Source organism: Streptomyces sp. NPDC002676, from assembly GCF_053592455.1.
Map to the genome: position 1 here is coordinate 550,191 of NZ_JBSFVT010000002.1, position 21,566 is coordinate 571,756.

Here is a 21,566-nt window from a genome sequence, read left to right on the forward strand (position 1 = left end):
GGCGGGCCCCTTCGACCTGCCGGGCACGGCACCCACCCGTACCCGAGTGGCCGCTCAGGGCTCGGGTACGAGGTCCGCCCACACCAGCTTGCCGCCGCTGACCGGGACCGTTCCCCAGGCCGCCGAGACCGCCTCCACCAGGAGGATGCCCCGTCCCCCGGTGGCCTCCCAGCCGATGCTGGTGGGCTTGACCGGGCTGCGCGGTGAGGTGTCCGCGACGGCGAGCCGCAGCCGGTGGTTGACCAGGCTGAGGTCGAGCCGGACCTGGCCGCCGGTGTGCACGAGCGCGTTGGTGACCAGTTCGGAGACGACGAGCAGGGCGGTGTCGAGGGTGTCCGGCGAAACCCCCCAGGCGCGCAGGGTGCGCCGGGTGAAACGGCGGGCGTGCCCGACCGCCTGCGGGACCCGCCACACCGTCCAGGTCTCGCGCAGCGGGCGGACGGCCATGCCGTCGTAGCGCATCAGCAGCAGGGCGACGTCGTCGCCGCGGTGCGCGCCGGTCAGCAGGGTGTCGGCGACCAGGCCGAGGTGGGCGGGGTCGGCGGCGGCCAGCTCGCTGGTCAGCCGGTCCATGCCCTCGTCGATGTCGGTGCCGGGGGACTCCACCAGGCCGTCGGTGGTGAGCGCGACCAGCGTGCCGGGCTGGAGCCGCAGCTGGGTCATCGGAAACTCGGCCTGACCGAGCACGCCGAGCGGCGGGCCGCCCTCGGCCTCGGCGATCTCGGTGGATCCGTCCGGGTGGCGCAGCACGGGCGGCAGATGGCCGGCGCGCACGCACCAGGCGGTGCCCTGCTCCATGTCGACGTCGACGTAGCAGCAGGTGGCGAAGAGGTCGGTCTCCATCTCCACGAGCAGCCGGTTGGCGTGCGAAACGACCACGTCCGGCGGGTGCCCCTCGGCGGCGTAGGCGCGCAGCGCGGTGCGCATCTGGCCCATCAGGGTGGCGGCGCCCGCATTGTGGCCCTGGACGTCGCCGATGACGAGAGCGGCGTGGTTCTCGGCGAGCGGGATCACGTCGTACCAGTCGCCGCCGACCTCCAGGCCGGCGGTGGTGGGCAGATAGCGGGCGACGGCGACCGCGCCGGGCAGCCGGGGCAGGCGGCGCGGCAGCAGGGTGCGCTGGAGCATGCCGACGAGTTCGTGCTCGGCGTCGAAGGCGTGGGCGCGCAGCAGGGCCTCCCCGGCAAGGCCGGCGCAGGCGGTGAGCAGGGCGCGTTCGTCGGGGCCGAACTCGTGCGGCTCGTCCCAGCCGATCAGGCAGACGCCGGCCATACGGCCGCCCGCGGGCAGCGGCAGGACGGCGAAACCGCCGGGACCGACGTCGGCGAGGGCGGGTTCCACCGGGGTGCCGGCGGGCCAGATCTGGGCTCGGCCCTCGCGCAGTGCGGCGGCGAGGGTGGGCATGACCCGCACCGGCGCGTCGGGCCACTCGGTGCGCCACTCGGTGCGCCACAGCTCGGGCCAGGCCTCGGGTTCGGGCGGGTCCAGGACGGTGACGACGAGGCGGTCCTTCTCCAGTTCGGCCAGCGCGAGCCGGTCGGCCTGCAGCGGCTTGCGCAGGGCGGCGACGACGGCCTTCCCGACGTCCTTGACGGAGCCGGCGGTGGCGAGGGCCGCGGCCAGGCGCTGCACCCGGGCCACGTCGGTGACCTCGGAGCGCAGCGTGGAGGCGTCCTGCACGGTGCCGACGAGCCGGGCCGGGCGGCCCTTGCCGGCGGGCACCAGCCGGCCCAGGAGCCGGAGCCACTTGGGCGGGCCCGAGGGCTGGAGGATGCGGAACTCCAGTTCTCGGTCGCCGATGGACATGTGGTCGGCCTCGACCACGGACATCAGGGCGGGCAGGTCCTCGGGCACGGTGTGCGCGAGCAGGGTCTCCACCCGGCCGTCGAAGGCGTCCCGGCCGATGCCGAACAGCCTCAGGATCCCGTCGCCGACCTCGACCCGCCCGCTGTCCACCGCCAGGCTGAACGCGTCGACGGGCAGCTCGCCGGTGTCGGCGGCCCGGCCTGCCGGGGCGGGCACGGCGACCGCGCGGGCGATCAGCTCCAGGCAGGCGCGGTCGTCGGTGCCGAAACCGCCGGGGTGCTCGGTGACGGCGAGCAGACAGCCTCCGTGCGGCGGGCCGAGCGGCAGGGCGGCCAGGGCGAAGTCCGGGGAGGGGGTGCGCCGCGCCTCGGGGCAGCCGGCCAGCTCCTCCGGGCCGAGCCAGCGGGGCTGTCCGGTGCGATGGACCTCGGCGGCCACGGAGCAGCCCGCGACCGGGTAGCCGTCGCGGACGCCGTACAGGGTGCGCGGCAGGCCGACGGACTCGGCCAGGCACAGGACGGACGGGTCGTCGCCGGGCGTGTACACCCCGGCGAACGCCGCCCCGGTGAAGACGAGCGCCTGTTCGAGGACACGGCGCAGCCGATCGGGCGCGCCGGGGTCCGCGGTGAGCATGTCCAGGGCGACTTCGGCACGCTCCGTCCTCGTGCGGCTGACCGCAGCGCCCTCACTGGCCACTTCGCCATTACAGCGCTTATGGGCCGCCTGCGCAGCCTCTGTGACCACACGCCGCGCCCTCGGCCGCCCCGCGGATTTCCCGGGGTACCCGGGTGATGGGCTCGCCGTGCGTGCGGCAGCATCACGAGGGAGCCTTGTGCCCTGGACACAACGGGGTGCGACGGAATGCGACCGGATGCGATGCGCGGCCGTACGAGGAGGTGGTCGGCGTGTCCGACGGGCCGGAGCCCGGGCCGAGGCCGCGGTCGGGGCCGGGGATGCCGGTCACCCGGGGACCGGCCGACGGGCCTGTGCTGTCGATCGCGCTGGCCTCGATGATGGACGAGGTGCACGCGCACTCCGGCGCGGTCTATCTGCTCAGGCGCGACGAGCCGGTCCTGGAGATGGCGGTGCACGCGGGCATGCCCCGGGCGTTCGCGGCGCCCTGGGAGCGGGTCGGGCTCAGCGCGCCGCTCCCGGTCGCGGACGCGGTGCGCGAACGGCGCCTGATCTGGGTGGGCGGCGAGCAGGAGATGGCCCGCCGCTACCCGCGGATCGCGGTCGTGCTGCCGTACCGTTTCGCACTCGCCGCGGTGCCCGTGGCGACGGAGACCAGGGTGTACGGCGCAGTGTTCGTCACCTGGCCGGGCGGCCGTCCCACGGAGCTGTCCGACGCGGAGCGCGACCAGCTCACCGGCGCCTGCGACCGGCTGGCGGCGCGCCTGGAGCTGGCCGCCGCGGAGAACCGGCCCGTCCGCCACGAGCCCGATGTCATGGCGACACCCATGACGGGCATGGCGGGCTCGCTGAGCTCCGTCGAGGCGGCGCGGATGGTGTCCCGGCTGCCGTACGGGCTGGTGTCCCTGGACCTGCACGGCCGGATCGCCTTCGCCAACACGGCCGCCGCCGAGCTGCTCGGCAGACCTTTGCGCGAGCTGCTCGGCACGCTGCCGTGGGTGTCGGTGCCATGGCTGAACGACCCGTTGTACGAGGACCGTTACCGGGCGGCGCTGATGAGCCAGCAGATGACGTCGTTCGTGGCGCTGCGCCCGCCCGGCGAGTGGCTCTCGTTCCGGCTGTACCCGAGCACGAACGGACTGAGCGTGCGCATCAGCCGGGCCCGGGCGGTGGCGGACATGACGAGCGGCGCGCCGCAGACCGGGCCGGCACCGTCCCGGCTGGTGACCATCTCCCAGCTGCTCAGCCTGGCCGGCGCGCTGACCGAGGCGGTGAGCGTGCAGGACGTCGTCCAGCTGGTCTGGGACGAGATCGCCCCGGCCGTCGGCTGCCAGGCGCTGGTGATCCTCGGCTCGCAGGCCGGGCGGCTGCATGTGCTGGGGCACCGCGGATATCCGAATCCGCACAGCGTGGAGCGGTTCGACGGGCTGCCGCTGAGCGAGCGCACCCCGGGCACGCAGGCGCTGACCAGCGGGGTGCCCGGGTTCTTCGACTCGCGGGAGCAGTTGGAGCGGCTGTATCCAGGCCGCCAGGAGACGCCGGACGGCTTCGCGGCCTGGGCATATCTGCCGCTGATCGCGTCCGGGCGGCCGGTGGGCACGTGTGTGCTGGCGTACGCCGAACCGCACGTCTTCCCCGCCGACGAACGGGCGGTGCTGAACAGCCTGGGCGGGCTGATCGCGCAGGCGTTGGAGCGGGCCCTGCTGTACGACGCCGAGCACCGCCTGGCGCACGGACTCCAGCAAGCGCTCCTGCCGCACACGCTGGTGCCGCCGCCCGGCATCACGGCCGCCGCGCGCTATCTCCCGGCGACGTACGGGATGGAGATCGGCGGCGACTTCTACGACCTGATACCGAGCCGGCCGCAGGCGGCGGCGGTGATCGGGGACGTCCAGGGGCACAACGTGACGGCGGCGGGCCTGATGGGGCAGATCCGCACCGGGGTGCGGGCGTACACCGCGGTGGGGCAGCCGCCGCAGGAGGTGATGCGCAGCACCAACCGGCTGCTGATCGACCTCGGTGCCGACCTGTTCGCCAGTTGCCTGTACCTGCGGCTGGAACCGGCGGGCGGGCGGGTCGTGATGGCCCGCGCGGGCCATCCGCCGCCGCTGCTGCGACGGCCCGACGGGCGGGTGCGGGTGCTCGACCTCGCCGGGGGCCCGCTGCTGGGCATCGACGCGGCGGCGACGTACCCGACGACCGAGGTGCCCTTCTCACCCGGCTCGGTTCTCGTCCTCTACACCGACGGTCTGGTGGAGTCCCCCGACGTCGACATCGAGGACGCGCTGGTCGGGCTGGGCGCGCTGCTCGCCGAGTTCGGCGACCGGCCGCTGGAGCGGCTTGCCGACGAGTTGGTCCGGCACAGCGTGGCCGGGCGGGAGCGGGTGGACGACGTGGCGGTGCTGCTGCTGCGGGCGCGGGACGACTGACACCGCCTCGGGCCGCGGCGGGGTCCGGCCCTCCCGCCGGAGGGCCGGACCCACCCCTGCCGGCCGGAACCGCGGGAAGGGCCGGAGGGGGTTCAGGGGAGTGCGGGTCAGTTGCTGCGGGTCAGTTGGTGCTCGTCAGTCGGTCAGTTGGTGCCGGTGAGGGACGAGCCGTCGCCCTCCGCGCCGGTGCCGGACGGATCGCCCGTACCGGAGGGATCGCCTGTACCGGACGGGTCACCCGTGCCGCTCGGGTCGGCCGCCGTGGCGGACGGGTCGGCGGTGGCGCCGCTCTGATCGCCTCCGGCCCCCGACTGATCGCCGCCGGCCCCCGACTGATCGCCCGCGCCACTGCCCCCGTTACCGGCCTTGCCCCCGTCGCCGAGGGTCGCTCCCGTGGCCTGGAGCGCGGCGGTGACCGGCTGGAAGAAGGTCTCGCCGCCGCTGGTGCAGTCGCCGCTGCCGCCGGAGGTGAGGCCGACCGCGCCGCCGTCCTGGGTGAACAGCGAGCCGCCGCTGTCGCCGGGCTCGGCGCAGACGTTCGTCTGGATGAGCCCGTTGACGGTGTCGACGCCGTTCGGGTCGGTCTCGCTCTGGAAGTTGACCGTGGCGTCGAGGCCGGTGACCTGGCCGTCGTGCAGACCGGTCGTGGAGCCCATCCGGAACACGGTCTCGCCGACGGTGGCGTCCGCGGCCTGCGTGATCTGCACGGTCTGGCCGTTGCCGGTGTTGACCTCGCTCGGCGCCTGGGTGTTGGGGTCGTCGTACTTCACCAGCGAGAAGTCGTTGCCCGGGAAGGTCGCCTGGTCCACCGTGGCGATCGGCTGACCGTTCTGCGAGTCCGACCACTGCTTGGCGGCCACCCCGCAGTGACCGGCCGTCAGGAAGGCGGGGCTGCCGTCGGAGGCGGTGACGTTGAAGCCGAGGGAGCAGCGGACGCCGCCGCCCTGCACCTGGGAGAAGATGGCGTCGCCGCCCGAGACGAAGGTCTTGAAGGTGCCCGAGGACTTCTTGAGGGTGGCCATGCCGGAGCCGAGGCTCCGCACGGTCGACTGCAGTCGCTTCCACTGCGCGCCGGTGACGGTGCTGTCGGCGGTGACCAGGACCTTGTCCGTGCGCGGGTCGACGGCCCAGGAGGTGCCCGGGATGGTCGCATGTGTCTTCAACGTACGTGCGGCGGTCTTGAGTTCGGCGGTGCTGTTGTCGACCCGGCGGACGGCCGCGCCCGCCTTCTTCGCCTGCACGACCACGTTGTCGTCGCCGCTGACCACGTTGACGACCAGCTGTTGCCTGCCGCTGTCGTAGTAGGACCCGGCGAGCGCGTCGCCCAGGCTCTTCTGCAGCCGCGCGGCGAGATCCGAGGCGTCCGCGGCCTTCAGGGTCTTCGCGGTGGCGGCACCGTCCGGGGCCGCGCTGTCCTGGTCCTGGGACGCGTGGGCATTGGGCAGCAGGAGGGCCGCCGCTCCGAGCGCCGCGACACCGCCCACCGCCATCGCGGCCTTACGCCTGGGCATTCGCTTGTGACTCAACCTTCTCGACCTCCTGGGTACGGGGGTCTGCCGCTGTCGGGCAGCTCGATCGGGGCGCCTGGATGGCCGTACGTACGGACCGGGCGCGCGGTGCGTTCATCTGCCGGCGCCCAACCGGCGTGCCGCGGCGGTGAATCGGCCACGCTGCGCGTGTCGCGCGGTGCGGCCGGGAACAATCCCCGACATGACGATGACCCCCGCCGAGGCCGACAAGATCCTCTCCGCCAACTTCGCCCCCTGGGTGCTCGATCTCGGGCTGTCCGTCGAGGCGGTGGGAGACGACCGCGCGGTGCTGCGTCTGCCCTGGTCGGACCGGTTGGCCCGAGAAGGCGGCGGCTTGTCGGGGCAGGCGCTGATGGCGGCGGCGGACACGGCGACGGTGATCGCGGTCTCGGCCGCGCGGGGCGGCTTCGTGCCGATGACGACGGTTCAGCAGTCGACGTCGTTCCAGCGGGCGGTGACGTGTGCGGATGTCCTGATCGAAGCGGTGCTGACGAAGCTGGGCCGGCGGATGGCGTTCGCGGACATCACGCTGAGCGACGCCGGGTCGGGAGCGCTCGCGGCTAGGGCGAGCACGGTGTACGCGATTCTGGGCTGATCACTACCGGCTGACCGTTCTGCACCGACACGCTCAGCCACCGATCAGTGACGTTCGGTTTCGCTCACGTACCGGAATCCCGGCTTCAGGGAATCTGCACATCGGCCGCCCAAGCAAGTCACCGGCAGCAGGAGTTCTGCACATTCACGCGCCCCCCTGTCGTGCCTTTGGCGCGAACTGCCGGATTCGGTGCCCCGCGGGCAAGAGGCCGGGCGCGGTGATGCCGTGGGGCATGTGAAGGAGTCGCCGACATGCCGTGCGCAGACCTGCACGGTTGAGCCGGTCTGTACACCAAGTGCCCTGGTGAGAGGCCTGATTGATTGGAAGCCCGCCCCGCCTGCGTGCTTTGATCCATCGCACCGCGGGGTCCTGCGGGCCCCCGCGCTCCCCCTTGTGAAATATCAATACGAAGGGAAGTTCCACCATGAACTCCACCCCCCAGGTTGAGACCGTCGAGATCTCGGACGCCGAGCTGGACAACGTCTCCGGCGGTCTGTCCGTGAACACCCTCAACAGCACCCTCGCCACCGTGAACGAGGTTGCCCCGGGCGTCAACGGCCTGGTCAACACGGTTGTCGGCACGGTCACCGGCGTTGCCGGCATCAACACCGCGCCGCTGACCGCCACGGTTGCCGGTCTCTGATCGCACCTCGGTGTCACCTGGGTCCCGGAGCCGCCCCTCGGCTCCGGGGCTCTCGGGTGCCCGGAAGTTCGCCGTGACGTCGTCTCTCCTCGGGTGAGGGAAGTTCCGTGCAGTTCCGCCAACAGGCCCTCGCCAAGCTCCAGTCGCCGGAAGAGCTGGACCTTCCGGTGCGTCTGGCGCGCCCGCAGGGGTGGCTCGCGCTGTCCGTCACCGTCGTCGTGATGGCGGCGGCCTCCGTGTGGGCGGTGACCGGTTCGGTCGCCTCCACGGTGAGCGCGCAGGCCATCCTCACCCACGGGCAGGGCAGTTATCTGCTCCAGAGCCCCGTGGCCGGCCAGGTGACGGCCGTCCTCGCCAAACAGGGTGAGCGGCTGCCCGCGAACGCTCCTGTGCTCAACGTGCGGACGAGCAAGGGCGATTCGGTGGTCCGCACGGTCGCCGCCGGCCGCGTCACCGCGATCGGCGCCACCATCGGGCAGATCATCCAGACCGGCGCCGACGTGGCGGCCGTCGAGAAGGTCGCCCACGCCTCCGACCCGCTGTACGCCACCGTGTACGTCCCCGCCGAGAACGCCGCGGCCATCCCGGCGCACGCCTCCGTGGACCTCACCGTGTCGTCGGTGCCGACCCAGCAGTACGGCGTGCTGCGCGGGCATGTGAAGTCCGTTGACCGGACCGCCCAGTCCGCCCAGTCGATCGCCGCGTTCCTCGGGGACAGCCAGCTGGGCGAGCAGTTCACGAAGCAGGGCCGCCCGGTGGCGGTCCTGGTCGAGCTCGACAAGTCGTCCGGCACCAAGAGCGGTTACCGGTGGTCCTCGGCCGACGGGCCGCCGTACCGGCTCGACTCCATGACCCTCGCCTCCGGCTCCGTCCGGCTGGCCGACCAGCACCCCCTCGATTGGCTGCTCCCGTGACCGTTCAGACTGGGGGCGCCCAGGAAACCCGTGGCCGCAGACGGGCCGCCCCGGCCCGCCGTCCCGTGCCCAAATCCCGTGGCGGCACGGTCCGTACGCCCACCGTTCTCCAGATGGAGGCCGTCGAGTGCGGCGCCGCCTCCCTGGCGATGGTGCTCGGCCACTACGGCCGGCATGTGCCGCTGGAGGAACTGCGCATCGCCTGCGGCGTCTCCCGCGACGGCTCGCGCGCCAGCAACCTGCTGAAGGCGGCCCGCAGTTACGGCCTGACCGCCAAGGGCATGCAGATGGACCTGGCCGCCCTCGCCGAGGTGCAGGCACCGGCCGTCCTCTTCTGGGAGTTCAACCACTACGTCGTCTACGACGGCATGGGCCGCCGCTTCGGCCGGCGCGGGGTGTACATCAACGACCCCGCCAAGGGGCGCCGGTTCGTGCCCATGGAGGAGTTCGACGGCAGCTTCACCGGCGTCGTCCTGGTCATGGAGCCGGGCGACGGCTTCACCAGGGGCGGGCGCAAGGCCGGCGTGCTCGGTGCGATGCCGGCCCGGCTGCGCGGCACCGCGGGCACCCTTCCCGCGGCGGTGCTGGCCAGCCTGCTGCTGGTCGCGGTGGGCGCGGCGCTGCCCGCGCTCAGCCGTACCTACATCGACATGTTCCTCATCGGCGGCCAGACCTCGCTGCTGGGCACGCTGTTCACGTCGATGGCCGTGTGTGTGCTGCTCACCCTGGTGCTGACCTGGCTCCAGCAGGCCAACCTGCTGCACGGCCGGATCATCTCCTCCACCCTCTCCAGCGCCCGCTTCCTGCGCCATCTGCTGCGGCTGCCGGTGACGTTCTTCGCCCAGCGCTCTCCCGCCGACCTGGTGCAGCGCCTGCAGTCCAACGACCAGGTCGCCGAGACCCTGGCCCGGGACCTCGCGGCCGCGGGCGTCGACGCGGTCGTGGTCGTGCTGTACGCGGTGCTGCTGTACACCTACGACCCGCAGCTGACCTTCCTCGGCATCGGCGTGGCCCTGCTGAACGTGGTCGCCATGCGGCTGGTGATACGGCTGCGCGCGACCCGTACGGCAAAGCTCCGCGCGGACACCGCGCGGCTGACCAACACGTCGTACAGCGGCCTGCAGTTGATCGAGACGATGAAGGCGACCGGCGGCGAGGACGGCTACTTCCGCAAGTGGGCCGGGCAGCACGCCACCACGCTGGAGGAGCAGCAGCGGCTCGGGGTGCCGAGCGCCTGGCTGGGCGTGGTCGCGCCGACACTCGCCACGCTCAACAGCGCACTGATCCTGTGGATCGGCGGCATGCGGGCCGTGGAGGGGCACATCTCGGTCGGTCTGCTGGTCGCCTTCCAGGCCCTCGTCACCCGCTTCACGGCCCCGCTCACCCGGCTCAACGGCGTGGCGGGCCGCATCCAGGACTTCGCGGCCGACGTGGCCCGGCTGAAGGACGTGGAGAACTTCCAGGCCGACCCCCTTTACGCCCGCCCCGGCGCGGGCGACTCGACGCGCCGGCTGCACGGACACGTCGAGCTGGAGAACATCACGTTCGGCTACAGCCCGCTGGACCAGCCGCTGCTGACCGGCTTCGACCTGACCGTCGGCCCCGGGCAGCAGGTGGCCCTGGTCGGCGGCTCGGGCAGCGGCAAGTCCACGGTCTCCCGGCTGATTTCGGGCCTGTACGCCCCCTGGGACGGCGTGATCCGCATCGACGGCCGCCGCCTGGAGGACCTCCCGCGCGGCGCGCTCGCCGCCTCCGTCTCCTTCGTGGACCAGGACGTGTTCCTCTTCGAGGGCTCGGTGCGCGACAACGTGGCCCTGTGGGACCCGTCGATCCCGGACGAGGCCGTGGTGGAGGCGCTGAAGGACGCGGCCCTGTACGACGTGGTGCTGCGCCGCCCCGGCGGTATCCACAGCAGGGTCGAGCAGGACGGCCGTAACTTCTCCGGCGGGCAGCGGCAGCGCCTGGAGATCGCCCGGGCGTTGGTGCGCCGCCCGAGCATCCTCGTCCTGGACGAGGTGACCAGCGCGCTGGACGCGGAGACCGAGCTGGTGGTGATGGACAACCTGCGGCGGCGCGGCTGCGCCTGCGTGGTGATCGCGCACCGGTTGAGCACGGTCCGCGACAGCGACGAGATCGTCGTGCTCCAGCACGGCACGGTCGTCGAGCGCGGCCGGCACGAGGAACTGGTGGCGCACGGGGGCGCGTACGCCACGCTGGTCAGGGAGCGGTGAGATGACGACCGTCAGCGAAGGCGACCTCGTTCTCGGTGCGCTGGGGGCCATGGGCACGCGCATCGACTGCGCGGGCTTCAACCGGGTGGACCTGGAGGGTCCGCAGGTGCTGTGGCTGGTCGCGGCCGGTGCCCTGGACCTGTTCGCGGTGGACGCCGCCCAGCAGGGCCACTGGCACCACCTCGGACGGCTGGAGGCGGGCGCGCTGCTGCTCGGCCCGGTCGCCGGACCCGAGCACACCCTGGTGGCCCGCCCGGTCCGGGACTGCGTGGTGCACCGGATCAACCTGCGCGAGCTGTACCAGCCCGCCCAGACCCAGACCTGGTCGTACGACGAGTACGGCAACCCGCAGTACGTTCCGCCGACGACGAGCCCGCTGGAGTACGCCCTCGCCCTCGGCGTCGGCCGTGGCCTGTCCGTCCTCTTCCAGGCGCCGATGGCAAAGGAGCGGGCCGCGGCGCCCTCCGACGACGACGTGTTCTGGATGCAGGTGCCGCCGGGCAGCGTGCACTACGGCTCGCTGTACGGCGCGGAGGCCGCGGCGGACCTGCTGATGGACCCGGCGCTGTGGCAGAGCATGGTCGACCAGCAGTACCGGCTGCTGACCGCGCTGGACCGCTGGATCGAGCAGTTGGAGCGCACCCACGAGACGCGCACGGCCGCCGGGATCAAGGCCGGTGAGGCGGTGCGCGCCCAGGCCGACCAGACGCTGCTGGCCTCCATCGGCAAGCGCTCGGGCCGCCGCACGACCGCCGCCGACGCCGACGCCACGCACGCGGCCTGCAAGCTGGTCGCCGAGGCGGCCGGCATCAAGCTCGTCGAGCCCGCGCAGAGCGGCGCCGAGAGCGAACGCCTCGACCCGGTGGAGCGGGTGGCGCTGGCCTCCCGGGTGCGCACGCGGGCCGTACGCCTGGACGGCCGCTGGTGGCGGGAGAACGTGGGCCCGCTGGTCGGCCACCGGGCGCTGTCCGGGGCACCGGTCGCACTGCTGTGGCGGCGCGGCGGCTATGTGGCCGTGCACCCCGGGACCGGACGCGAGACCCCGGTCGAGAAGGCGAACGCGGAGGAGTTCGAGCCGCGCGCGGTGATGTTCTACCGGCCGCTGCCCGAAGGGCGGCTCGGTCCGCTCGCGCTGCTGCGGTTCAGCCTGCGCGGCACGCGCGGCGACCTGGTCAACCTGATCCTCGCCGGGCTGGTGACCGTGGGGATCGGCGCGCTGGTGCCGATCGCCACGGGCAAGGTGCTCGGCGAGTACGTGCCCAGGGCCGAACAGGGCCTGATCGTCCAGGTGTGCCTGGCGGTGATGGTGAGCGGGGTGGTCGCGGCGGCCTTCATGCTGCTGGAGAACCTGACCATCCTGCGCCTGGAGGGCCGTATCGAGGCGGCGCTGCAACCGGCCGTCTGGGACCGGCTGTTGCGCCTGCCGACCCGGTTCTTCGCCCAGCGCTCCACCGGTGAACTGGCCAGCGCGGCCATGGGTATCAGCGCGATCCGCCGGCTGCTCGCGGGCGTCGGCCCGGTGGTCGCGCAGTCGGTGACGGTCGGCGCGATGAACCTCGGTCTGCTGCTGTGGTACAGCGTGCCGTTGGCGCTCGCGGCGCTCGCGATGCTCGTCGTCATCGCAGGCGTGTTCCTGGGCCTCGGACTGTGGCAGGTGCGCTGGCAGCGGCGGCTCGTGGTGCTCGGCAACAAGCTGAACAACCAGGCGTTCCAGACCCTGCGCGGCCTGCCGAAGCTGCGCGTCGCGGCGGCGGAGAACTACGCGTACGCCGCCTGGGCACGGGAGTTCGCGCACAGCCGGGAACTCCAGCAGAAGGTCGGCCGGATCAAGAACCTCACCACGGTGCTGGGTTCGGTCTATCTGCCGGTGTGCACGCTGCTGATGTTCATGCTGCTGGCGGGCCCGGCCAAGGGCGCGATGTCGGCGGCGGACTTCCTCGCCTTCAACACGTCGGTGACGATGGTGCTGACCGCGGTCACCCAGCTCACCGGGTCGTTCGTGTCGGCGGTGGCGGCCCTGCCGCTGTTCGAGGAGATCAAGCCGGTCCTGGAGGCCACGCCCGAGGTGCGCACGGCGAGCACCCGGCCGGGTCCGCTGTCGGGCGCGCTGGAGGCCCGGCGGCTGTCGTTCCGGTACGCCGACGACGGTCCGCTGGTCCTGGACGACGTGTCCTTCGCCGTCCGCCCCGGCGAGTTCGTGGCCGTCGTCGGCCCCAGCGGCTGCGGCAAGTCCACGCTGCTGCGCCTGCTCATCGGCTTCGACCGGCCGGTCTCCGGCAGCATCCTGTACGACGGCCAGGACCTGGCGGCACTGGACCAGTCGGCGGTGCGCCGCCAGTGCGGGGTGGTGCTTCAGCACGCGCAGCCGTTCACCGGCTCGATCCTGGACGTCATCTGCGGCACCGAGCCGTACACGCCGGAGGAGGCGATGGCGGCGGCCGAACTGGCGGGCCTTGCCGAGGACATCAAGCGGATGCCGATGGGCCTGCACACGATCGTCGCGGGAAGCGGCGCGATCTCCGGCGGTCAGCGGCAGCGGCTGATGATCGCGCAGGCGCTGATCCGCCGTCCGCGCATCCTGTTCTTCGACGAGGCGACCAGCGCCCTGGACAACGACACGCAGCGCATCGTCATCGAGAGCACCCGCAAGCTGAACGCCACGCGGATCGTCATCGCCCACCGGCTGTCGACCGTGCTGGACGCGGACCGGGTGATCGTGATGGAGGAGGGCAAGGTCGTCCAGCAGGGCCGGCCCGCCGACCTGCTCGCCGACACCACCGGACGGCTCCACGAGCTGGTGCGACGGCAGCTGGCCTGATGCCGGCCCTCACCCGGGCGGGTTCAGGCATGGGTGATCTCGGCCATCTCGAAGTCCGCCTTCGCGGCGCCGCAGTCCGGGCAGCTCCAGTCGTCGGGGATGTCCTCCCAGCGGGTGCCGGGGGCGATCCCCTCCTCGGGCCAGCCCTCGGCCTCGTCGTAGACGAAGCCGCACACCATGCACTGCCACCTCTTCGCGGGGCGGTCGTTGCCGGTCACGCACTCTCCTCGGGTTCGAAGTCGGTCTTTTCGCGCACCCCGCAGTCGGGGCAGCACCAGTCGTCCGGCACCTGGCTCCACGGCGTACCGGCGGGGAAGCCCTCGCGGGGGTGGCCGGCGCTCTCGTCGTAGACGTAGTCGCAGGAGGGGCAGCGGTGGCGGCTCACGCGGCGGCGCCGTAGCGGGCCAGGACGGCCGCGCGCTTGCCCGGCTGGATGTTGGCACGCTGGACGTCGCCGTCGTAGTGGGCGAGGACCCGGTGGTCCATGACCCGGCGCCACAGGGGCGGGACATAGGCGAGGAGCATCATTCCCGCGTAGCCGGTGGGGAGTTCGGGGGCGTCGTCGAAGTGGCGCAGCGCCTGGTAGCGGCGGGTGGGGTTGGCGTGGTGGTCGCTGTGCCGCTGGAGGTGGTAGAGGAAGACGTTGGACGCGACGTTGTCGCTGTTCCAGCTGTGGCGCGGGGCGCACCGCTCGTACCGTTCGCTCGCCACCCGTTGCCGCAACAGACCGTAGTGCTCGATGTAGTTGACGACTTCGAGCAGGCAGAAGCCGAAGACCGCCTGGAAGGCGAGGTACGGCAGGATGCCCGGCCCGAAGGCCGCGGTGAGGGCGCCGAAGAGGGCGACGGACATGGTCCAGGCGTTCAGGATGTCGTTGCGCAGCGTCCACGGCGACTTGCCGCTGCGGGCGAGCCGGGTCTTCTCCAGCCGCCAGGCGGAGACCAGGCTGCCGGCGACCGTCCTCGGCAGGAACCGCCAGAAGCTCTCCCCCAGCCGGGCGCTCGCCGGGTCCTCGGGGGTCGCCACGCGGACGTGGTGGCCGCGGTTGTGCTCGATGTAGAAGTGGCCGTAGAAGGTCTGGGCGAGCGCGACCCGGGACAGCCAGCGCTCCACCGACTCCTTCTTGTGGCCCAGTTCGTGGGCGGTGTTGATGCCGATCCCCGCGACGCCGCCGAGGGTGAAGGCGAGGCCCACCTTGTCGAGCGCCGACAGGCCGCCGTCGCTGATCAGCCAGCAGCCCACGGCGAGGCCGGCGTACTGCACGGGCAGGTAGAGGTAGATGCACCAGCGGTAGTAGCGGTCCCGCTCCAGCCAGGCGAACGCGCTCTGCGGGGGGTTGACCGAGTCCTTGCCGATGAGCTGGTCGATGAGCGGGAAGAGCACGTACAGGATGCCGATCCCGGTCCACCAGAACAGGCGGAGCCCGGTGAGTTCGACGAGCCCCCAGGACAGGAACGGGAACGAGGGCACGATCAGGCCCATGAGCCAGAGATAGCGCTTGGGGTCTCGCCAGGGAGTCCCCTGGGTTTTCGCCGGAACTGCTTCTCGGTCGCCATGCACGGCCATGTGCGGACTCCTCGCCGTCACCGATTGGACACTTTGCATGCGTTCAGTCCAGTAGATAGACAGGTATCTGAGGAGACGTCAATGCTTCGGACAGCGATCGATGAGACCGTCTTCCCCGGCGGAAAAGAGGGGTGCAGGGGTGGGAGGGCGTTTGGTTAGAGTGAGTGCACGATGAGCCGATTCCGTGAAAGTGTTCGATCTCTCCTGCGTGAGCAGGTGCTCGACGCCGCCTACCGGCTGGTCGCGGCGGAGGGCTGGGGCGGGCTGCGCATGGCCGGCATCGCCCGCGCGGCCGGCGTCAGCAGACAGACGCTCTACAACGAGTTCGGCACCAAGGACGCGATCGGCAAGGCCCTCGTCCAGCGCGAACTCGAAGGCTTCCTGGTCGGCATCCAGCAGGAACTCGACGCGAACCGGGGTGACTTGATGGCGGCTGCCGCGGCGGGTGTCGCCTACACCCTCCAGCAGGCCGTCGACAATCCGCTCATCAAGGCCATCCTCCTGGCGGCACGCGGCGGCGACGACGAACTCCTCGCCTACCTCACGACCCGCCCCGAGCCGGTCTTCGCCACCGCCATGGCGATGCTCGACGCATACGCCATCGAGGCGTGGCCGGAGGTCGACGCGGAGTCACGGGGCCTGGCGGTCGAGACCATCGTGCGCCTGACGGTCAGTCATATCGTGCAGCCGGTGGCCCCGCCGGAGGATTCGGCCCGCCGGATAGCGCTGATCACGACACGGATCGCCTACCCGGCGGGACGCGACCTGGAGGACGTCCGGCACGCCGAGCCGGGCGCTCAGTCGAGTCCCGGCACCGGCGCACCCGAGGGCACCCCGGCTCCGACGTAACCTTCGTAGAACTCCTTCCAGGGAGCGCTCATCCCGGCGTGCGCCCCTTCGAAGCGCTCGCCGCGGGCCTTTGCGTCCAGCGCGGCCAGGCACACCTCCCAGCCGGCGCCGTTGCGGGCGGCGGTGTTCTCGGCGCCGAGGACATTGGTGAGGGTGAACCGGGTGCGCCCGGCGTCCAAGACCTCCAGGTCGAAGTGGAGTTCGTCGCCGCCCCAGGCGAAGGACAGGTGCCGGGGCGGGTCGACGGCGAGCACGCGGCCGGTGGACTCAGGCATGTTCGGATCGCCGGTGAAGTGGATGGTCCCGCCGGGGCGCAGGTCCATCTCGGCGCGGGAGGGGAACCAGCCGGCGAGTTCGTCCGGGTCGGTCACGAAGTGCCAGACGCGGTCGACGGGGTGGTCGTAGGTGCGGCTGAAGCGGACGGCTGGGCGGCCGTCGTCGAGGGTCAGACAGGTGCCGGTGAGGTCGACGGACATGGCGCTTCGGTCCTTCGCGGTGGGGGTCTCAGGTGGCGTCCGACGTCTCGTCCGTCTCGTCGAGGCGGCGGCCCAGGACGTCCAGGCTGCTGTTCCACAGCGCGCGGTACGGCGCCAGCCAGGCGTCCAGGGCGGCGATCGGGGCCGGGTCGAGGGCGTAGACGCGGCGCTGCGCGTCCTGCCTGACCCGCACCAGGCCCGCCTCCCGCAGCACCTTCAGATGCTTGGACGTGCTCGGCTGGCTCAGCCCGCATGCCTCCACGAGCTCCCCGACCGGCCGGGGCCGCTCCAGGAGCAGAGCGACGATGGCCCGCCGGTGGGGGTCGGCGAGAGCGGTCCAGAGCGCAGTGTCGGACATGAGGACAATATGCCTATCCAGTTATATTCCCGTCAAGGAATGCAACCTCCTTCGCCTGGGACCGTGGCTCAGAAGTTGGAGATCACGCTGGTCAGCACGTCGCTGATGATCTTCGGGTTCTTGGCCGAGTACGCGCGTGCCCCCGTCGCGGCGGAGATCTCCTCCAGGACACTCTTGCCGTTCACGTCCTGCTGGTCGGCCTGAGAGCCGTAGGCCACGGTGAACACTCGGATGCGCTTGTCCGGGGTGCCGATCCTGGCCAGGACGTCCTGGAGGGTCGGATTCGACGGCACGCCCTCGTTGCGCCCGTCGGTGAGCAGGACGATCGCGTTGATGGCGCCCGGGTCGTAGTTCTCGCGCATGGTGTCCACCGCCGCCTCGATCGTGCCGTAGAGGCCGGTGGCGCCGTTGGGTATCAATCCCTCGACCTCGTCCACGAGTTCCTTGCCCCGGGTGACGCCGTGGTGGTCGGCGAGCCTTTCCCCCATCGGGCCGATGTCCACCAGCGGGACGTAATGGTGCTTGCCGTCGAGGCTGGCCGCGTTCGAGAATTTCCACAGGCCCACCTGGTCGGTGTCGGCGAAGCCGTTGAAGAGGGCCGGTTCGGCGGCGCGCAGCAGCTGCATCTTGGTGGCGCCGTTACCGGGCACCTTCTCGTCCATCGACTTCGACGTGTCGATCAGCACGAGGACGTTGGCCCGGCGGCGCAGGCCCGGCCAGACGTTCTGCACCTCCACCAGGACCTTGCCGTCGGGTGCCGTGTAGTCCGCAACGGGAGTCTTGGGCAGCGCGCCGTCACGCGGGGAGATCAGCGGCGCGTCGTCGGAGTCGGCCGAACCCTTGTAGGTACGGAAGCCGTACGGCGCGAAGTACTTCGCGTAGATGTCCGTGTGGTGCAGGTAGCTCAGGAAGTCGGCCGACACCGCCTCCTTGGCCTTGCCGATGCCGCGCAGCTGCACATAGGGGTGGTCGCTGCTCGGGCGGCTGTCGGTGGGGTAGAAGGCGACGAGCGGGGTGTGCGGGCGGGTGGGCCGCTTCTTGCAGGCCTTGTCCGTGCTGTAAGCACCGCAAGGATAGCCCTCGTTGTAGGCGACGACCGCGTCCTCCTCGACGGTGACGGCCGAGATGTACTTCAGCGCCTCGTCGGCGCCGCCCTGGTCGTCGGCGGCGCGCAGGTTGGCCAGGAAGGTGAGCGTGGTGTCGCCGTAGTGGACCACGGACTTCTCGATGGAGCGGACGAAGTCCTGGTTCTTCGGCAGGTCGATGTCCCGGGTGGACAGTTCGGCGCTGGTCCCGGTCTTGGCGTAGTAGGCGCCGATCGTGGCGTTCAGGCCGGAGGTGGAGTACAGGGGGTTGGTCTTGCCGAGTTTGAACACGCCCCACTCCTTGTGCCCGACCTTCTTCCAGAACTTCGCCGGGTCGGCGGCCCACTCCGCGAGCTTGCTCCAGCCGAGGGTGTACTCCGGCCAGCCCAGGGCCGTGGCCATCGGCTTGGGCATCGCGATCGTCAGGGGGCTGGTGACAATCGGCTGCGCGGTCTCGGGCAGCAGGGTCTTCGCGCTTCCGGTGGCCCGGGTCCGGGCGAGGGTGAGCCAGGCGCTGCCGGCGGGCGACCACACGTCGGGCCGGTCGCCGTCTTCCTCCCGCCAGCCCCTGGCCAACGCACGCATCGCCGTACCGGAGTTCAGGTCGTACACCTTGACACTCACGCAACGCCCGTCCGGAGCGCGCCGTGCCCCATAGTGGCGGGCCGCCTCGGCCAGCGACGCGGAGAGATCGATGGAAGCGGCGACACGCAGCTGGAGGTTCGCCGGGGACGCCGGACACGAGGCCAGCCCTGAGTCCTTGCCGCCCCCGCGACGGTGGGACTGCGACGGCAGCAGCACCACGATCAGGGCGCCGACCAGGCCCAGCGCGACACAGACCGTGAACACGACACGCTTGGAGGCTCCCTTGGGCTTCTTGTCGCGCAACCAGCGCCGGGCGGCGGACAGCAGGGAGACTCGCGGGGGGCGGGGGCGCGGGGCCAGTGGGAGCGTGGGGTGCTCGGACGCAGGCCGGGTGACACCGGACGACGGAACGCCCGCGACTGCGGATCCGAGGAGCGCACCGGCCGAGCCTCCGTTCCGGCGAGTCGCTCCGCCCGCACCGGCGCCGGCACCCGGAACGGCGCCCTCGGGCGGGGAGGTCACCTCAACTCGGTCCGGGGTCTCGGCGTCGCCGTCCGGGGCGAGGGAGGCGAGGATCGCCATCGCCGTCGCGGCTGCGCTCCAGGCCGCGACCTTCTGGGAACCGCCCGCGTCCGCCTGGCGTTTGGCACCGTCCGCCTTGTCGGAGATCCCCCGGATCGTCAACGTGTCGAGCGTGCGGACCTGATGGGCGGCCCGGCACACACCGGCGCTCTCCATCTCGATCGCTGCCGCGTCGTCGTAGTTGCCCCGCAGATGCCGGGCGAGCCCCGAAGTGCCCTTGTCCAGCACGACGTTGCCCGACGCGATCGGTGCGAAGACCACTCGGCCGGGGACCTCCCGGCCGAAGTCCACCCGCTGCACATGCTGGGCGAGCCGCCAGGGCGTCTCCCAGCCGCGCGGCCGGTAGTGGTCGCCGTCGGGGCCCTGCTTCTCGTGGTAGTCGTAGATGCGTGAGCCGATGACGACGTCGCCGATCCGGAGGTCGTCCTTCAGCCCGCCCGCGACGCCGACGAAGAACAGCACCCTGGGCCGGTAGAGGTCGTAGGCATGCCGGGTGACCGCGGCGGCGTTGTCATTGCCCGGCCCGCTCATGGCGAGGACGACGCTCCACCCCGTGCCGGGTAACCGCCCCCGCTCGAAGATCGTGCCGCCCTCGTTGGTCCTGGTCAGATCCGTGAGCCGGTCGCGTACCGCCTCGTACTCCACTTGCAGCGCGGTGAGGATCACCGCAACGGGTTCAGAAGAAGTGTTTACCACCTGTAACCGATTCTCGACTCAGAGCCCCCATACCGACGGCGTCACCGTAGCTCACCCGGTCCCGCCAAGGGAGCTGGTCGGACGACCTCACCCAGCGAAACGTTGCCGTTTCGCTGAAACTGTCCTACGCTCCATGTGTACGAAACAGTTTCGTTTACGGCGCTGCTCTTCGCATGCGCCCCTCGCGTGTTCCCAGAACGACTTCCCTGGAGTGGTTCCCCATGTCCCAGAAGACCCTGGCCGAAGGCCCCCGCACGGAAGCGGTGGCACCGGCCTTTGCCGAGGCCTCGGCCAAGCGGTGGTGGATCCTCGGGGTCATCGCCGTCGCCCAGCTGATGGTGATCCTCGACGCCACGATCGTGAACATCGCCCTGCCTTCCGCCCAGGCCGACCTCGGCTTCTCCGACGGCAACCGGCAGTGGGTCGTGACCGCGTACGCGCTGGCCTTCGCCTCACTGCTGCTGCTCGGCGGGCGCATCGCCGACCTGTTCGGCCGCAAGCCCGCCTTCCTCATCGGCGTCGTCGGCTTCGCCGGGGCCTCCGCCCTGGGCGGTGCCGCGAACGGCTTCACCATGCTGGTCACCGCGCGCGCCCTGCAGGGTGCGTTCGGCGCACTGCTCGCGCCCGCCGCGCTGTCGCTGCTCAACACCACGTTCACCAACGCCCGCGAGCGGGCCCGCGCGTTCAGCGTGTACGGCGCCATCGCCGGAGCCGGCGGTGCGGTGGGCCTGCTGCTCGGCGGTGTGCTGACCGACGCATTCGATTGGCGCTCGACCCTGTACGTCAACGTGGCCATCGCGGTCGTCGCCTTCGCGGGCGGCTGGGTGCTGCTGGGCAACCACCGCGACGCGGCGAACGCCAAGCTGGACGTGCCGGGCACGGTCCTGGTCGCCGGCGGTCTCTTCTCCGTCGTGTACGGCTTCTCCAACGCCGAGACACATGACTGGGGCTCCCCGCTGACCTGGGGCTTCCTGATCGCGGGCGGTCTGCTGCTGGCGGCCTTCGCCTGGTGGCAGACCCGGGCCGCGCACCCGCTGCTGCCGCTGCGCATCCTGCTCGACCGGAACCGCGCGGCCTCCTTCCTCGCGGTGCTGATCACCGGCGCGGGCATGTTCGGCGTCTTCCTCTTCCTGACCTACTACCTCCAGATCAACCTCGGCTTCAGCCCGACGAAGACCGGTGCGGCGATCATGCCGATGGTCGGCGCGGTGATGGTGACCGCGCAGCTCGGGACCACGGTCCTGCTGCCCCGCATCGGCCCGAAGGCCGTCATCCCGCTGGGCTTCGCGATCGCCATGACCGGCATGGCCTGGCTCACCGGCATCGGCCTCGGCTCGCACTACGTCAGCGCGGTGCTGCCGCAGCTGATCGTGATCGGCGTGGGCCTCGGCCTGGTCATGCCGCCCTCCATGCAGCTGGCCACCGGCGGGGTCGCCGCCGAGGACGCGGGCGTCGCCTCCGCGACCGTCAACGCCATGCAGCAGGTGGGCGGTTCGGTCGGTACCGCGCTGCTGAGCACGCTCGCCTCGAGCGCCGCCACGGACTACCTGTCGGGCCGCAACGCCACCAGCAAGCTGGTACAGGCCCAGGCGACGATCGAGAGCTACACCACCGCCTTCTGGTGGTCGGCGGGCTTCTTCGCCGCGGGCGCGGTGATCGCCTTCCTGCTCTACCGGCGCGGTGTGCCGAGGCAGGACGCGGGCGCCCCCGTCGTCCACATGTGACAGCCCGGTCCATGTGACCGTCCTAGTCCCCACCAGACCGAGGGGCC

16 protein-coding genes are annotated in these 21,566 nt (G+C 71.6%); 8 read left to right on the plus strand and 8 right to left on the minus strand.

All coding sequences use genetic code 11. The annotated features are described in order from the left end of the window. Positions 1 to 54: 54 nt before the first annotated feature. On the minus strand, positions 55 to 2,502 hold the full coding sequence (locus ACWD3E_RS09605; RefSeq protein ID WP_451386977.1) for a SpoIIE family protein phosphatase: 2,448 nt from the start codon (positions 2,500 to 2,502) through the stop codon (positions 55 to 57). 200 nt (positions 2,503 to 2,702) lie between these two features. On the opposite strand from ACWD3E_RS09605, the gene ACWD3E_RS09610 reads away from it, so the two are divergent. After that, positions 2,703 to 4,868, plus strand: coding sequence for a SpoIIE family protein phosphatase (locus ACWD3E_RS09610; RefSeq protein ID WP_451387125.1), 2,166 nt, complete (start codon positions 2,703 to 2,705; stop codon positions 4,866 to 4,868). Between the two features lie 143 nt (positions 4,869 to 5,011). Here the strand turns inward: ACWD3E_RS09610 and ACWD3E_RS09615 are convergent, their stop codons facing one another. Continuing rightward, entirely contained in the window at positions 5,012 to 6,379 is a 1,368-nt protein-coding gene (locus ACWD3E_RS09615; RefSeq protein WP_451386978.1) for a S1 family peptidase, read from the minus strand. A 199-nt stretch (positions 6,380 to 6,578) separates the two neighbouring features. On the opposite strand from ACWD3E_RS09615, the gene ACWD3E_RS09620 reads away from it, so the two are divergent. The 5 genes from ACWD3E_RS09620 (at position 6,579) to ACWD3E_RS09640 (ending at position 13,598) form a co-directional block, all read left to right on the plus strand. Then, positions 6,579 to 6,992, plus strand: coding sequence for a PaaI family thioesterase (locus ACWD3E_RS09620; RefSeq protein WP_451354259.1), 414 nt, complete (start codon positions 6,579 to 6,581; stop codon positions 6,990 to 6,992). Between the two features lie 424 nt (positions 6,993 to 7,416). Beyond that, positions 7,417 to 7,635 carry a type A2 lantipeptide gene (locus tag ACWD3E_RS09625; RefSeq protein WP_451386979.1) on the plus strand — a complete coding sequence of 73 codons (219 nt, stop codon included), beginning with the start codon at positions 7,417 to 7,419 and terminating at the stop codon, positions 7,633 to 7,635. A gap of 107 nt (positions 7,636 to 7,742) precedes the next feature. Further along, positions 7,743 to 8,549 (plus strand): HlyD family efflux transporter periplasmic adaptor subunit, encoded by an 807-nt coding sequence (locus ACWD3E_RS09630; protein WP_451386980.1) that lies wholly within the window; start codon positions 7,743 to 7,745, stop codon positions 8,547 to 8,549. Then, positions 8,546 to 10,780 carry an NHLP family bacteriocin export ABC transporter peptidase/permease/ATPase subunit gene (locus ACWD3E_RS09635; RefSeq protein WP_451386981.1) on the plus strand — a complete coding sequence of 745 codons (2,235 nt, stop codon included), beginning with the start codon at positions 8,546 to 8,548 and terminating at the stop codon, positions 10,778 to 10,780. Before ACWD3E_RS09630 ends, ACWD3E_RS09635 begins: the two co-directional genes overlap by 4 nt. 1 nt (position 10,781) lies before the next feature. After that, entirely contained in the window at positions 10,782 to 13,598 is a 2,817-nt protein-coding gene (locus tag ACWD3E_RS09640; RefSeq protein ID WP_451386982.1) for an NHLP bacteriocin export ABC transporter permease/ATPase subunit, read from the plus strand. A gap of 23 nt (positions 13,599 to 13,621) precedes the next feature. Here the strand turns inward: ACWD3E_RS09640 and ACWD3E_RS09645 are convergent, their stop codons facing one another. The 3 genes from ACWD3E_RS09645 to ACWD3E_RS09655 are packed head-to-tail and all read right to left on the minus strand — an operon-like array spanning position 13,622 to position 15,164. Beyond that, entirely contained in the window at positions 13,622 to 13,816 is a 195-nt protein-coding gene (locus tag ACWD3E_RS09645; RefSeq protein WP_451386983.1) for a rubredoxin, read from the minus strand. Continuing rightward, a complete protein-coding gene (locus ACWD3E_RS09650) occupies positions 13,813 to 13,983 on the minus strand; it encodes a rubredoxin (protein WP_451386984.1) in 171 nt (56 codons plus the stop codon). Before ACWD3E_RS09650 ends, ACWD3E_RS09645 begins: the two co-directional genes overlap by 4 nt. Then, positions 13,980 to 15,164: an alkane 1-monooxygenase gene (locus ACWD3E_RS09655; RefSeq protein WP_451386985.1), complete on the minus strand. Its 1,185-nt coding sequence runs from the start codon at positions 15,162 to 15,164 to the stop codon at positions 13,980 to 13,982. Before ACWD3E_RS09655 ends, ACWD3E_RS09650 begins: the two co-directional genes overlap by 4 nt. A gap of 171 nt (positions 15,165 to 15,335) precedes the next feature. On the opposite strand from ACWD3E_RS09655, the gene ACWD3E_RS09660 reads away from it, so the two are divergent. Beyond that, positions 15,336 to 16,013 (plus strand): TetR family transcriptional regulator, encoded by a 678-nt coding sequence (locus tag ACWD3E_RS09660; RefSeq protein ID WP_451386986.1) that lies wholly within the window; start codon positions 15,336 to 15,338, stop codon positions 16,011 to 16,013. On the opposite strand, the gene ACWD3E_RS09665 is transcribed toward ACWD3E_RS09660, so the two are convergent. The 3 genes from ACWD3E_RS09665 to ACWD3E_RS09675 form a co-directional block, all read right to left on the minus strand. Beyond that, a complete protein-coding gene (locus tag ACWD3E_RS09665) occupies positions 15,962 to 16,489 on the minus strand; it encodes an SRPBCC family protein (RefSeq protein WP_451386987.1) in 528 nt (175 codons plus the stop codon). The genes ACWD3E_RS09660 and ACWD3E_RS09665 overlap by 52 nt on opposite strands. Positions 16,490 to 16,517: 28 nt before the next feature. Further along, a complete protein-coding gene (locus ACWD3E_RS09670) occupies positions 16,518 to 16,847 on the minus strand; it encodes an ArsR/SmtB family transcription factor (protein ID WP_451386988.1) in 330 nt (109 codons plus the stop codon). Positions 16,848 to 16,915: 68 nt separating this feature from the next. Next, a complete protein-coding gene (locus tag ACWD3E_RS09675) occupies positions 16,916 to 19,765 on the minus strand; it encodes a phosphorylase family protein (protein ID WP_451386989.1) in 2,850 nt (949 codons plus the stop codon). A 251-nt stretch (positions 19,766 to 20,016) separates the two neighbouring features. Here ACWD3E_RS09675 and ACWD3E_RS09680 point away from each other — a divergent pair, with 251 nt between their 5' ends. Further along, entirely contained in the window at positions 20,017 to 21,519 is a 1,503-nt protein-coding gene (locus ACWD3E_RS09680) for an MFS transporter (protein WP_451386990.1), read from the plus strand. Positions 21,520 to 21,566: the final 47 nt, after the last annotated feature.